Here is a 12,432-nt window from a genome sequence, read left to right on the forward strand (position 1 = left end):
TTCGGATGCGAGCTTTTTGTTTTTCGACTTGCGAACGTTAGATTAAGAGTCCGATTTTATAAAATTCCCACAAGTACATTTTTGAAAGACAGATTACAACTATGTGTCTTAGTTTCGGAATTTATATTCCGAAATAATCTATTTAGAGAGATCATGGGTAAAATGGTCCGCCCGAAAAACGAATCTTTCGGGCGAATCGGTATTAAAATTTTATCCGTTACAGGAAATAAAATATAGAACAACTGCAATCAATGGAGGAAATCCTTGGATGATCGCAGCTCTAGCCATGGCGGGTTTAGAAACTAATAACACAAGCCCTGCTCCGAAAACGGAAAGGCAAGAAAATACTAAGATCGCAGGGGCATAACCGGGATGAATCTCGAAAAAGATTGCTCCGTACAATGCTCCGATTGCGAGAAATAGATTATAAAAACCTTGATTTAAAAAAACCGCCTTCATCGCTTCCGCAGATTTAGTATCTGTCACTCCGAATCTTCTGTGAATGCGAGGACGCATCCATAATACACTTTCCATAATGAAGATCCAAACATGCAATAAGCCGACTATAGCCGCCAAAATTCTTGCTGCCAATATCATCCCGTTCTCTCCTTCTTCTTTTGTTATTACGCCGATTCTTTAGATAAAATCTTATCACGTAGTTTATGAAAAGGCAATTCAATCAGACCAAATATTATGAGTGTGACTATAATTGAAAAGATTAACCAGCCGCTAAATAAAGCCGCGACTAATCCGTATGTTACTACTTTTCCTTTTATCAACGGAGCGAATACTTTCACGATGCCTGAAGTTATAAAATGCCATAGATATATGGTATAACTAAGTCGAGCGATAGGTATCCATATTTTTAAAGAGAAAAATACATTAAGTATTGTTTTATTGCCGAAAAGTAAAATCGCAATAACCAATCCGAACCCTAAAGAAAATAGAATATGGCGATATTGCATTTCATAACCGATAAGGTCTTTCTTTGATCCTAAATGCCCGATCAATAAAATCACAATTGAGATAATGAGAAGCAAGGGGAAATATTTTCGTATAAAATTTTCAGTTTGATCCTTATGATAAATATACAAATCGGCAATAATTACTCCAACCAGAATAGTATCGAAGCGTAAAGTTTCCGTTAATGTATTGAGGCCACTTAAAGAATCAAATTTTACACTTAAAAAAATCAGCACATTCCGAATCAAAGCAATCGTTACGAAGAGGAGAATATAAGTAGATAAACGATTTTTAGGATTAAGTTTAAAAATCAGAAAAAGGGCTAAAAAGGGAAAAACGAGATAGAAATGTTCTTCAGTAGATAAAGACCAGGTATGAGGTAATGCACCTTTAAAAATATTTGATAAATAAAAAACGTCGAAAATCAATCTATCTTTAAGAGTAGAATAAATTGTCAAAGATTCCGGATTAGGAGACGGTTGATTTGATAATTTATAATATGTTCCTAAAATTATCCATCCCGAGAATAGCAAAAAGAAATAGTACGATGGAAAGATTCTTAAAGTTCTTTTTATGTAAAAATTAGTTAAAATATTTTTGCTTTGAGAATTGTGTGCAATCATCAACCCACTAGAGATTAAGAATCCGGAAAGAATGAAAAAAAGATCCACGCCCGAATCTAAATTTCCAAGAAAATAATCGATATATGGGTTAGTATCCATTGGCAACTGTAATGCATGGAGACCTCCCATCAAGTGGCCAATCATCACCATTAAAATAGCCATTGCCCGAATTCCGTTTAACTCCGGTATTTCGTCTTTTTTCTGCAAGAATACGGCTGCTATTAATTTCTTCATATAATTTGTCTGATTATTCGTTTATATAAATAAGAGCAAGATATATTCCTCATTCTGCTTTCGTAAAAGTATAGGTGCGGAGAATTTGCGGATGAAAATTTGGAAGAAGAGGAATATTTCAGCGGTTTAGGATTGACGATAATAGACCTCATAATAAAAAAACGAGTCGAGATTTTCACATCCGCTCAGCAATCGATCATTCGATCGGAGAAAGATCAGCACATATGCAACTAACGACTGTTTCTTTACCTATCATAAATTCATGTTTGAAACCACAAATCTGATCCATTATTTAAAAGCTGCAATAATTGCCCAGCTTGGCTTTTTGATTTTAAACTTTCTCGTCCGAGTAAAACTAAGCACGTCTAGTCTCTTAGGAAGTTTATTCAGTTCTTCTTTGATCGCTTATTTTATTTGTCCCTGGCTGGATCACTCTACAAACGTATTCGTTCTAATATTGGTCCATAGCGGATGTTTCTCAGTCTCCGTCTTTTTTTATCTGTTTGTATCCAGCCTATTCGAAGATACATTCAAACTGAAATTCTGGCATGGAGGTTTATTCCTTTCTCTGAATATATTCTGTTTTTATGTTTTTATAGTCTCCGACATCAGAAGCCAAGATTCTGTTTTTGCCAACGTATTATTCAGCATGCCTCAGGTATTTTATCTTGGAATTATCTTATTCACCTTAGGAAAAGTCTTAAAAGATAAGAATGTGGACCTTTTAGAATCGAGAAGAGAATTCAGGGTCATCTTCGCCTGGGTGACGGGACTTTATAGTATCTCCGTCGTATTGCTGGAAGTAATTACCAAAGACGCCGGATATTCCGCCCAATTAGATCTCATCAATTCTTCTTTCATTTTTGTATTGGTGTTTTTTATTTCCTTCCGGCTTTTCCAATTTAGGGAGAATGTATTTCCCAATGGAGAAATACAAAAGGAAGAAGCTCCCGAAGAACCTTTAGACGAAAACCTATTACAAAAGCTGGATTCTCTCTTAAAAGAGCAAAAGGTATTTTTACAAGAAAACCTGACGATCTTGGCTTTGGCCAAACAGTTAAATGTTCCGGAAAAGAAGGTCCGTAGGTTAATCAATAAAGGGCTGGGATATAGAAACTTTAACGAATTCCTGAACCATTTCAGGATCCAAGAGGCAAAGTTTATTCTCTCGGATCCAGGCAAAAATGATTTTCAGGTGCTTAGGATTGCAATGGATTTAGGTTACGGCTCTCTTGCTCCTTTCAATAGAGCCTTCAAAGAAATTGTGGGAATGACTCCGAGCGATTTCAGAAAACAAAACGGTTCCATAAAATAATCGATCGAATCCGGAATCGATCAGACTTTGTCCGAAATCCATCGGATTCAAATCCGGAAAAATGTTCTAATGATCCATGAAATCCTCCACAGGAGCAAAGGATCAAACATGAACTTTCACAAACAATTATTTCAATATATGATAGATTTGGTTCCCCAGATTCCTATCATATTCTTAATCGATTTTTTGAGATACTTTCTATTCGCGGGCATGGCGTTTTTAGTCTTCTATATTTGGAAACATCCCTTTCAATCTAGAAAAATCCAGGAAAAGAATGCAAAACCATCTCAGTTCAAAAAAGAATTTTTATATTCTGTTTCTTCGGTGATCATTTATACTTCGGTAACTCTAATCGTATTCTTATTTAGAAAATACGGTTACTTCAAATTTTACAACCATATAGAAGATCATGGCTGGGGATATTTGATCTTAAGCACAATACTCATCTTAGGTATCCAAGATTTTTACTTCTATTGGACACATAGACTCATGCACACTCGTTGGTTATATAAGAGAGTGCATAAAGTGCATCATGATTCAGTTACCCCTTCTCCTTGGACAGCTTACTCTTTTCATCCTTGGGAGGCATTCATCCATTCACTTATCATGCCAATCGTGGCCTTACTATTTCCTATTCATCCTTTAGCATTGATGATCTTTATGACCTTCCAAATTATACGTAATGTTTTAGGACATAGCGGTTATGAAATTTTTCCATATTGGATGGGAACAAATAAAATTTTGAAATTGGTGAATTCGAATACCAATCATGATATGCATCACCAAAGCTTTCGCTATAATTATGGGCTTTATACAACGGCTTGGGATTATTTATTCGGGACAGTTCATCCGGAATATGAAAAAACTTTTGCGAAGGTCACGAGTAAAGAGCAAGGACAAAGAAGAAGCGAACTTCAAGAAAGTATCTAACCAAATATAAATAATCGGGAATTGATTCGCGCTGAAGCGGTGCGAGTCAATTTCGTATTTATACAATCTCAGGCAACGTATACAAAGGAGAAAATCCTCCTCCCTTAGTTCTAAAATTTGTAGTCTGTCCTTGGTACAAACGGCTCGCTAAAAGTAAGATCTCATCATTATAAATATATGCCCTTATATCCATCTTCAATTCCATTTCTTCTCCTGAAATGGATGTGACACGAACGGAAGGAGGGACAAATTCCTGGCTTATATATTCTCCATTTATGATTTCCGAAAACTTATTCTTCGTAAGTTTTCCTCCGTAATAGGCAGCCTTGCTACCGAAACCTTCTTTAGGTTTAAAGAAGATACTCTTTCTCTTCTCCCAGAGTTCCTCTGCATTTCCTAAGGTGACGATTTTAGTATCCGGAATAGATGATCTTAGGACTTCTGAATCTTTCCGATCAAGCCCTGCCTTTATTAAAAAATCATTATCCGAAAGAACGTTCAAATTCGTTTTTCGAGCGTATAAATCGTAATCGAGAGGGCTCGGAGTAACGATCGCTTTTCCATTCTTCCAAGCTTTTAAAATTTTAAGATTCGTATCTTCAGATAAATGAAAATCGGTTAATCGATTATAGATCAAATCGATCTTCTTTCCGTCGAAATAGAGTTCTTCTCCGATCAATTCGATCTGATCCGGATCTAATATCTCCGAGTGAATCCCTTTGGATCTAAATAGATCTCTAAATAAAAGAAATTCCGGATATAAGAACTGATCGGAAGGATTTACGTCCACAATAGCGATAAAGCCTGGTCTTCCCACTCGCCCTTTGGAAATCCATTCGTCTATGAATATGGAATAGAATCTTTCTTCCAAATCTTGAAGAGCCTCTGTATTCTGAATAGCAATATCAATAATTTTACAACATCTGATCTGTGCTTCCAAAAGTTTTAGCTGTAAATAAGCTCCACCCGCGTTCGTATTAATCTCAATCAACTTAAGGCCTTCTTTCGTTTGATGAAAATCCAAACTAAGAAAGGCTCCTCCGGTGATGTCTCGGCCCTTTTCTTTGGGATCATGATCGGATAAAATACGATCTCTCACTTCGGGTAAACGTAAGGCGTTACGAATAGAGAATAGAATTTGTCGGATCTTCTCCTTATCAGAAATATCAATAAAAGAAGGCGTTTCTGAATAAAAATGTTCGATGCCATGCGTTCTTATTTCAGAAAGTGGAAATTTATACGCTTCTTCACTCAAGCGCTCTTTGTCCAAAGTAGAACAAGAACATTTTTCATTTAATATTTCTGCCAAAGAATACATCAATCGTTAAATCGCAATATTACGATAAAAAGTCAAGATATTTTAACAGGAATTTCCACTTTCGGGAAGCAGTGAAAGTAAAGGGCCAAAATAATCCCCAATCTCTTCCCAAGTTTTTTTATCGATACAATAGCATATAGACGGGCCTTCTACGGTCCCTTGCAAAATGCCCACATCCTTTAAGGCTTTTAAGTGCTGAGAGATGGTAGCCTGGGCAAGTCCTAGTTCTTCGACCAAGTCTCCGCAAATGCAGGCTTTTCTTTTGAGGATCGACTCCAAGATTGCAATACGAGCAGGATGTCCTAAGGCTTTTGCATAAGAGGCAATCTTATTCTGCCTCTTATTAAATAACTCTGTCTTGGTAATTCCCACAAATTGGATGTGGAATTAGGTTAAGATAATTTCAATTCAAATTTTAATTATTTCGGCTTCGGAGTGGGTAATTTATTCTATAACTCCATAATGAGCAGATCATTTTTTCCACCAACGTTAGTACATTAGGAACTTTTTGGATTGTCTCGCATTCAACGATGCGGAAAGAAATTCCGCTATCCATAAAAATCGAGTATATTAAATATACCTAAAATCGAATTTCCGAATTTGAGTATATAAGGTTTAGCGGAATTCTCAGGGGTTTAATGAAAAAAGTTCTGTGTGTTATTTATTTTGTTTCCTTCTTTTATACTTGTAGTTCTGGGAATGTCAAGCAGCAAGAAGTTCCGTCTGGATTCAACTTTGCAAGTTATCTCCCATCTTCTTTTGAAGAAATCATAAAGCTGACTGACGGAGTAGATGCTGAAAAAGACCATGGATTGTCCATATTTACGAATAAATATAGAATCCAAATGAAATGGACTGAATTTCCAAAAGGCATTTCGAAAGAGTCCCTGGGATCCGCTCAAATTCTTTCTAAATTTATTAATTTAGACCCCAGATATGTAGCTCTATTCAAATACGAACTCAAGATGAAGGTGAAAAATAAGAACTTCACCTTGCTCTTTCAGGAAAACCTAGTCCCTTTTCTTCACCAAGAAGTAAAAAAAGGGGACTCTATTGCCTTGTTCGTATTTTTCGGAGAGTATAATACCTTTGGAAAGGAACATATCCTATTTGTAAATGAGTTTCAAACAGGAACCAGATAGGAAGGTATTCTTTTTAGCAAGTATAAACATCCGCTTAAGAAATTCGAATTAGAGCGGATGATTAGTTATTATGGAAATTAGTTTTTCCGAAACATACAACTAATCAAAACTAACCTGCATATCTTTACCGGTATTATTCCGAATCAGTACACTTCGATTTTTAAGAATGAGTCTTCTATCGTCCTTAACTTCATGATCGACGATTTCTTGAAAATGTTCAGGGAATACACTAAATCGATAAAATTCGCTCCCGCCTGTTTCAAAGGTAGTAAGATCGTCAAAATCCGAACCTGCCCGTTTCTGCTTAAAGTCACCAAACCCGATTAGTTTCATGCTACCAAGATTCAGGACAACAAGCTTCTCCTCGAACTTCACATTGGGATCTCCCGATTCACATTTCTTTTTGATCTTTTCCAAATCTCCACCTTCCAATTGGAGGAATTTGTAAAAATAAATATGAAGAGCTGCTTTACTGAGAACATACTCTCCAATCATAGCTCTTTCTTTTTTTACACAAATCGCAGGATCAATATAATAAACAACGGCACCTCTTTTGGAAAAAACGAAGGTATTACCGGATCGTAAATCATTCACACCTACTTCTTTCCAAACTCCAGGCATTTCAATTGGATACAATAATTGATCGGTCTTCTGCTCTTTGTAACAAAACAGAAAAACGAAAATGAAAATGAGTATAGAAAATCTTTTATAGCGAGTCATGAATCAGTCTGAAAAATATTGCCAATATAAAAGAATTAGCATCCCCCGCCGGCTCCATTGAACACGGGAATTACCCTATCCTTTTCTAAACTATAAATTCTGTAAAACCACCATTCGTATCCATGTGTAACCGTAAATATTTCTAGTATTCCGTTTTTATCTAAATCAGTGATTGCAAATGCAGTTTCCCGATCCGGAACCTCTTTCTTTCCTCCGATCGAGTCATGATAATAAAGGGTTTCAATTTTATTTTGTAGGATTTTATCAATACGAAATACTTGAGAATGACCGCTTTTATCTGGATAGACGATGGTTTGAGTAGAAATAATATACTCATTTCCATTATTTTTCACCGATTTATAGATACATTTGTCTCCGGAAACACAAAGAAAGTTTTCTCCTTTAAAATCGTCCGGACTTTTCTTTCTAACCATTAACGCAGAGGCATTCTCGATAGTTTTAATAATAGTTCGGTCAGTGAAATCCTTAAAATCAATCGAAGATTCTGAAGTCCCACTCAAACCGATAATAATTAAACTACTTGGAGCGGGTTTCAGCCCATTATAGATTCCAGAAAAATAATATCCTTCCCAACAACCTGATTCCTTCTCTTTTGTATAATCTGCCGCAAATTTAACATCCTTAATCTCCCCTATATTTTTCTGGTCAGAAGATAGAACTATTCCGTAATCAATTGATAATTTTTTCGGTACTCTGCTAATACTTTTGGACTGAATGAAATCGTAAGAATCCGGTTCTCTTACCACTCCATCCTGGAGAATGGATAAAGTAGTAGCTTTCAATTTTCCTTTTTCAATTTGCTCGAAAGTACCAATTAGACCTGCTTCCTTCTTATGACCAAGTAGTAGGTTAATATATTGTCTAGATATATATCCGACATTTCCAGTTTCTGTCTTTACCTTGTACCAATACATCGGCACCCCAAAGTCGTAATTCGGATAATGCTCCTCAGTAATATTCTCCGATATATCAAGAATCTCAAGACCTTGTCCATTATTCACAACCTCTATAACAGGTTGATTTCTTCCAGGCTTTGCTCTAAGATTTACTTTATCGCCAGAAACTGCATAGACATACTGGGGTGTAAGGTCAAACTTCTTAGCACATCCGCAGAAATTCACCACCAAGAATAAAGGGAATATACTAAAAATTTTAAATAGATTATATCTCATTAAGTCCTTCTTAAATAAAATGAGAATAGAATAGTAATGAAAATATGCTTCATTAATTTATAGCAGAATTAAGAGAATCACTTTTCGAATCGAATATCCTGGTTATCGAAGGTAAACTCACGCAAGGCAGATTCTATAATTCTATCTTCCGCCGCTGGACTCCAGAATACAGAAAACGTTGGAAGAAGCCATAGAGAAACATAATGAGTATATTCATTTTTATAACTCTTTTCTACTAATGGAAGCATTCTTTTTCCAAATACCTTAAAATCCATTTCTATTTTAGCTCCAGTCCAATAAGGAAAGCCTATAAGAAAAAATTCACCTGGAAACAATCGGTCCTTCACTCGATACATCTTAATATGAATTTTACAGTTAACATTACTTGAAGTAATGACCTTCTTATCTCCAAATATTATCTTATTGTAACCCAATTTCTTAAGTAAATTGCCGAACAAATATTCATAATTTTCAATATCTTCTGGCTTTTCCGAAAATCGAAAGAAAACATTCACCTCACATTCATTTAATACATTTTTAGTTGTCTCTAATCTTTCTTCAGATAATCTCCGACTAAACGTTGTAAAACAAGATACTAATGAGAAATATGCAATTAGAAGGAAAGAAAATCTATTTATAATTTGTTCCAAGTCTCCACATCTTTTATTTATGTGAGAAAATTATCAGGTCACTGTTCAGGAACTTCGATCGATAGAAGATCCTTTTACCCAAAAAATCATTTCCCCGTAGGAATAGTATCCCTCTGGAAGAACTGAACGCATCGGTTCATTAGTCTTAATAGGATAATAACGAACCACAGGATCGACTTCACAATTTTCTTCCAAATTTTGCTCAGTCCTACCTAAGCAGAATTTGGTTAGCATCATTTCATCGTATTTAGGCATTAGTGAGTTATCTAAACTAATCTCCAAAACAACTTCCTTACCAGGGCTAATGGAAGGCATTTGTTTTATATAGGGATCTCTATTACAGGACCAGAATATGAAAAATATCACGATAAAGGATTTCTCGAAGGTCCTCATTTCATACTCCTCTCAATAGCTTCTTTCAAAGGAACTACTGCAAACCCTACGCGATCGTTTCCTCGATAAATCAAGACCTCCATTTCCTCTGGAGAGCCGAATGCTTTATTTATAGAAAGAAGGGATACATTCGTTGTCTTAGACACCATCGGAGAATTAACATACTCGATATCATTTATTCTAAGAATTAACGTTAACCCATTGATATCTGTATCTTTTAGTTTGCGCTGATTTACGACTATCTCTCGATTATAGATCTCATCAAAACTAGGGTTCCAAGTCCGAAAGGGAATAGTGAATATGTATTCAAAAAATGAACCGATTACAAACCCAAGTGCCCAACCACTACGACCATATCCTAATTTTGTATACTTTTGATAAATTTCCGAGTATTCTACTTTATATTCTTTTTTAACCGTCTCTTTCTCAATTACCTTATCTACATCCTCTTCAACGAATCCACCATCAAAAGATAAATATAGAGTCTTATCTTTAAATTCATAGGAGATAGCATACTGCTCAGATGTTCTTGTAAGCTTCTCCAATTTCAGTATTTCTTTACTTAATATTTTCTTACCGTTTTCACTTACAGTTAGGCAACCACTCAATAATAAAATGATAAATGAAATGCGACTTAAATTCGAAATTATAAAAGAAACTCTTATCATTTCATTCCCTATCCAGTGTCTCTCTTAGTTTTGAAGATAAAGAGAATCAGAAGTAGCCTTCAGAAAAGTAACTAACGATTCTATTTCACCTGGTGAAAGGTTTTTACCTAGTGGGTTTATTAATTGGTAGGTGGTGATGGCGCGGTAATTTTGTGTTTCTTGGAGCGATGGGCAAAACTTCGGAACCGAGGACTTTCCGCAGGAAGGATGAGGTTTCGAATGTTTCTGAGTTCTGCCCGTTGCGGAAAGAAAACTTCTCATTTCCCCGTCGGAACGATCGTAATCCAATCAATAAACTTTGTCTTAAAGAACTCATCGATTTGCCCTGTGAATTGGTAATACACCAGGAAAAAAATCCAATACGCCAAGGTAGCCGCGACAAGAGTTCTCGCAGTCATATTTGCCAAAACTGGAGAAGCCGTATAATACATACGAATCACTGCAATAGGCCAGAGGAATAATAGGAAAAAGTAAATCGCTCTTGGGATTCCGTAAAGCCAACTTAAAATTTCGGAAGGATAAGATCTAGATAATCTTTCATAAGCTTCTTTTAACTCCGGAAAGAATTGGAAGAAGTAAAACACAAAAACGAAAAAGGTAGCGATCTTCCAAATGATCTCTATATCGTTTCGGATCAGTACCAAAGTCAAACCCACGAACCAAATCAAAAAGATGGGAAATACGATCTGCTGTAATAAGGAACCTGACTGGGCGAGAAACATCAATAAGATCTCCTAAGATCATTCTCGGCAGAAACCGGCTTAGACACCCACTCTAAACATTGCAGAAAACTCTCCGGATCCGCTTTTCCGAGACCTGCAATATCAAAAGCAGTCCCATGATCCGGAGAAACCCGGATAAAATCCAGTCCCAAAGTTACATTTACCCCGAATTTTCCCTCCCACATCTTGAATGGAATGAGCCCCTGGTCATGATAACATGCCAAAAACAGAGAATATTTTGCCCTGGAAGTTTCACTAAACGCACCATCCGCAGAAAGTGGATCCGTAACATCCAACCCTGCTTTTCTCATTTTAGAAATGATTGGCATTAGGATCTTCTTCTCTTCGTCTCCCACCTTTCCACCTTCTCCTGCATGAGGGTTTAAACCCAAGAATGCAATTTTTCCTTTAGAGATTGGAGCGGAACGAACAGCAGAAATGAAACTGGGTAAGTGGATTTTTTTTAAATAAGAAGGTACCTTCTTCAATGGAACATGAGTGGTTAAAGGGAGAACATTCAGTTCCTTGCCAGCCATAAGCATATAAGTTTTTTTCTTATAGACCTCTGCCAGATATTCTGTATGGCCAGTGAACTTTTTCACTCCAGCTTTGATCACCCATTCCTTACTTAGTGGAAGAGTGATCAGATTGCCGCCGATTTTTTTCTGGATACGAACCGCTTCTTCTAAACTTGCAAATGCAGCTTTCCCAGAAGAAGGACCAGGTTTACCAACCACCAAAGATTTTTGTTCGGAAGAAGAAAGTGAATTGGTTCTCCAAAGATAAAGTCCAGGAGAAGAGAGAGAAAATGGATCTTTGATTTCCTGCCAACCAGGATAAGAAAGCGAAGAATTAGAACTAATGAGTAGGATTTGTCTTTGCCCGGAGAATGTATTTAATATCTCCCGAGACATCTGAAGAATTTCAGGCCCGATTCCGCAAGGATCTCCTTCTGTGATGAGGATGGGAACCAAGGCCTATCGAGGAAGATTAAGCTTCCTTAGCTGCTGTTTGTTTACCGAAAAGTCTTTCTAAGGTTAAAGAGTCTTTCGCGTATTCCAATTCGATATGATCTTTATTGGAATGTTTTAGGTCGCTAGAAATGATACAACGTCCTTCTAACACTACTCCGTTTTGGATAATCAATTCCGGAGTGCGGATATCTCCCAAAATTCTGGAAGTAGGAAGAAGCATCACTCTGTTTCGAGCGGTGATATTTCCGATTACAATACCTTCTATAATAACGCTGGCAGCAGTGATATTTGTGCGGACTTTACCGGAAGCTCCGATATACAATTGTTCCGCTTGCAGAGATTTTCCTTCGAACTTTCCATCAATCTTTAAGGATCCATTGATGAAGAATTTTCCGTTAAAGTAGGAATTTTCACCGATTGTGGAGTTTGTAACTTCGGAAGAATTCTTAACAAGTGCCATGAATATAAAATCCTTTTGCGAAAGACCGCAGGTTTTCGGTTTATACACTAATAAACCGAACCCACCCCTTCCGAAAAGAAATTTTTTTAACTGGAAGCTATTTTTACGATTTCTGTCTCATCCCTTC

15 protein-coding genes are annotated in these 12,432 nt (G+C 36.5%); 3 read left to right on the plus strand and 12 right to left on the minus strand.

Features of this window, described 5'->3' with window-relative positions; genetic code table 11:
- Nucleotides 1-210 precede the first annotated feature (210 nt).
- Together CH365_RS12240 and CH365_RS12245 are read right to left on the minus strand one after the other, a co-directional pair.
- Nucleotides 211-597, minus strand: coding sequence for a DUF1304 domain-containing protein (locus CH365_RS12240; protein WP_100768849.1), 387 nt, complete (start codon nt 595-597; stop codon nt 211-213).
- Between the two features lie 26 nt (nt 598-623).
- Nucleotides 624-1,820: an acyltransferase family protein gene (locus tag CH365_RS12245; protein WP_100768850.1), complete on the minus strand. Its 1,197-nt coding sequence runs from the start codon at nt 1,818-1,820 to the stop codon at nt 624-626.
- Between the two features lie 262 nt (nt 1,821-2,082).
- Between CH365_RS12245 and CH365_RS12250 the strand changes: the two genes are divergently transcribed.
- Together CH365_RS12250 and CH365_RS12255 are read left to right on the plus strand one after the other, a co-directional pair.
- Nucleotides 2,083-3,135: a helix-turn-helix domain-containing protein gene (locus CH365_RS12250; RefSeq protein ID WP_100768851.1), complete on the plus strand. Its 1,053-nt coding sequence runs from the start codon at nt 2,083-2,085 to the stop codon at nt 3,133-3,135.
- 108 nt (nt 3,136-3,243) lie between these two features.
- On the plus strand, nt 3,244-4,065 hold the full coding sequence (locus CH365_RS12255; protein WP_100768993.1) for a sterol desaturase family protein: 822 nt from the start codon (nt 3,244-3,246) through the stop codon (nt 4,063-4,065).
- A 58-nt stretch (nt 4,066-4,123) separates the two neighbouring features.
- Here the strand turns inward: CH365_RS12255 and CH365_RS12260 are convergent, their stop codons facing one another.
- A complete protein-coding gene (locus CH365_RS12260; RefSeq protein ID WP_244283160.1) occupies nt 4,124-5,383 on the minus strand; it encodes a circularly permuted ATPgrasp domain protein in 1,260 nt (419 codons plus the stop codon).
- A gap of 42 nt (nt 5,384-5,425) precedes the next feature.
- Entirely contained in the window at nt 5,426-5,755 is a 330-nt protein-coding gene (locus CH365_RS12265) for an ArsR/SmtB family transcription factor (protein ID WP_100768853.1), read from the minus strand.
- A gap of 266 nt (nt 5,756-6,021) precedes the next feature.
- On the opposite strand from CH365_RS12265, the gene CH365_RS12270 reads away from it, so the two are divergent.
- Nucleotides 6,022-6,525 carry a hypothetical protein gene (locus CH365_RS12270; protein WP_100768854.1) on the plus strand — a complete coding sequence of 168 codons (504 nt, stop codon included), beginning with the start codon at nt 6,022-6,024 and terminating at the stop codon, nt 6,523-6,525.
- A gap of 99 nt (nt 6,526-6,624) precedes the next feature.
- Here the strand turns inward: CH365_RS12270 and CH365_RS12275 are convergent, their stop codons facing one another.
- The 8 genes from CH365_RS12275 to CH365_RS12315 all read right to left on the minus strand — a co-directional run bounded on the left by CH365_RS12275 (nt 6,625) and on the right by CH365_RS12315 (nt 12,305).
- Entirely contained in the window at nt 6,625-7,161 is a 537-nt protein-coding gene (locus CH365_RS12275; RefSeq protein ID WP_125226315.1) for a hypothetical protein, read from the minus strand.
- A 119-nt stretch (nt 7,162-7,280) separates the two neighbouring features.
- Complete coding sequence (locus CH365_RS12280) at nt 7,281-8,390, minus strand: SH3 domain-containing protein (RefSeq protein WP_244283189.1); 1,110 nt, start codon at nt 8,388-8,390, stop codon at nt 7,281-7,283.
- A gap of 125 nt (nt 8,391-8,515) precedes the next feature.
- Complete coding sequence (locus CH365_RS12285; RefSeq protein WP_100768857.1) at nt 8,516-9,088, minus strand: hypothetical protein; 573 nt, start codon at nt 9,086-9,088, stop codon at nt 8,516-8,518.
- Nucleotides 9,089-9,133: 45 nt separating this feature from the next.
- On the minus strand, nt 9,134-9,481 hold the full coding sequence (locus CH365_RS12290) for a hypothetical protein (protein WP_100768858.1): 348 nt from the start codon (nt 9,479-9,481) through the stop codon (nt 9,134-9,136).
- Entirely contained in the window at nt 9,478-10,149 is a 672-nt protein-coding gene (locus tag CH365_RS12295) for a hypothetical protein (RefSeq protein ID WP_100768859.1), read from the minus strand. The genes CH365_RS12290 and CH365_RS12295 overlap by 4 nt, the downstream gene beginning before the upstream one ends.
- A gap of 257 nt (nt 10,150-10,406) precedes the next feature.
- Nucleotides 10,407-10,871 carry a hypothetical protein gene (locus CH365_RS12305; protein WP_100768861.1) on the minus strand — a complete coding sequence of 155 codons (465 nt, stop codon included), beginning with the start codon at nt 10,869-10,871 and terminating at the stop codon, nt 10,407-10,409.
- Nucleotides 10,871-11,785, minus strand: a complete 915-nt coding sequence (locus CH365_RS12310) for a PdxA family dehydrogenase (protein WP_100768994.1) — start codon at nt 11,783-11,785, stop codon at nt 10,871-10,873. The genes CH365_RS12305 and CH365_RS12310 overlap by 1 nt, the downstream gene beginning before the upstream one ends.
- A gap of 76 nt (nt 11,786-11,861) precedes the next feature.
- Nucleotides 11,862-12,305, minus strand: coding sequence for a bactofilin family protein (locus tag CH365_RS12315; RefSeq protein ID WP_008592184.1), 444 nt, complete (start codon nt 12,303-12,305; stop codon nt 11,862-11,864).
- Nucleotides 12,306-12,432: the final 127 nt, after the last annotated feature.

Source organism: Leptospira neocaledonica (genome assembly GCF_002812205.1).
In the GTDB taxonomy this organism is placed as follows: Bacteria; Spirochaetota; Leptospiria; order Leptospirales; family Leptospiraceae; genus Leptospira_B; species Leptospira_B neocaledonica.

Bases quoted from the DNA above. Each gene is read 5' to 3' on its own strand.
- CH365_RS12305 (WP_100768861.1), bottom strand. From the start codon at position 10,871: ATGTTTCTCGCCCAGTCAGGTTCCTTATTACAGCAGATCGTATTTCCC.
- CH365_RS12315 (WP_008592184.1), bottom strand. From the start codon at position 12,305: ATGGCACTTGTTAAGAATTCTTCCGAAGTTACAAACTCCACAATCGGT.
- CH365_RS12260 (WP_244283160.1), bottom strand. From the start codon at position 5,383: ATGTATTCTTTGGCAGAAATATTAAATGAAAAATGTTCTTGTTCTACT.
- CH365_RS12255 (WP_100768993.1), top strand. From the start codon at position 3,244: ATGAACTTTCACAAACAATTATTTCAATATATGATAGATTTGGTTCCC.
- CH365_RS12250 (WP_100768851.1), top strand. From the start codon at position 2,083: ATGTTTGAAACCACAAATCTGATCCATTATTTAAAAGCTGCAATAATT.
- CH365_RS12270 (WP_100768854.1), top strand. From the start codon at position 6,022: ATGAAAAAAGTTCTGTGTGTTATTTATTTTGTTTCCTTCTTTTATACT.
- CH365_RS12310 (WP_100768994.1), bottom strand. From the start codon at position 11,785: ATGTCTCGGGAGATATTAAATACATTCTCCGGGCAAAGACAAATCCTA.
- CH365_RS12240 (WP_100768849.1), bottom strand. From the start codon at position 597: ATGATATTGGCAGCAAGAATTTTGGCGGCTATAGTCGGCTTATTGCAT.
- CH365_RS12290 (WP_100768858.1), bottom strand. From the start codon at position 9,481: ATGAGGACCTTCGAGAAATCCTTTATCGTGATATTTTTCATATTCTGG.
- CH365_RS12295 (WP_100768859.1), bottom strand. From the start codon at position 10,149: ATGATAAGAGTTTCTTTTATAATTTCGAATTTAAGTCGCATTTCATTT.
- CH365_RS12245 (WP_100768850.1), bottom strand. From the start codon at position 1,820: ATGAAGAAATTAATAGCAGCCGTATTCTTGCAGAAAAAAGACGAAATA.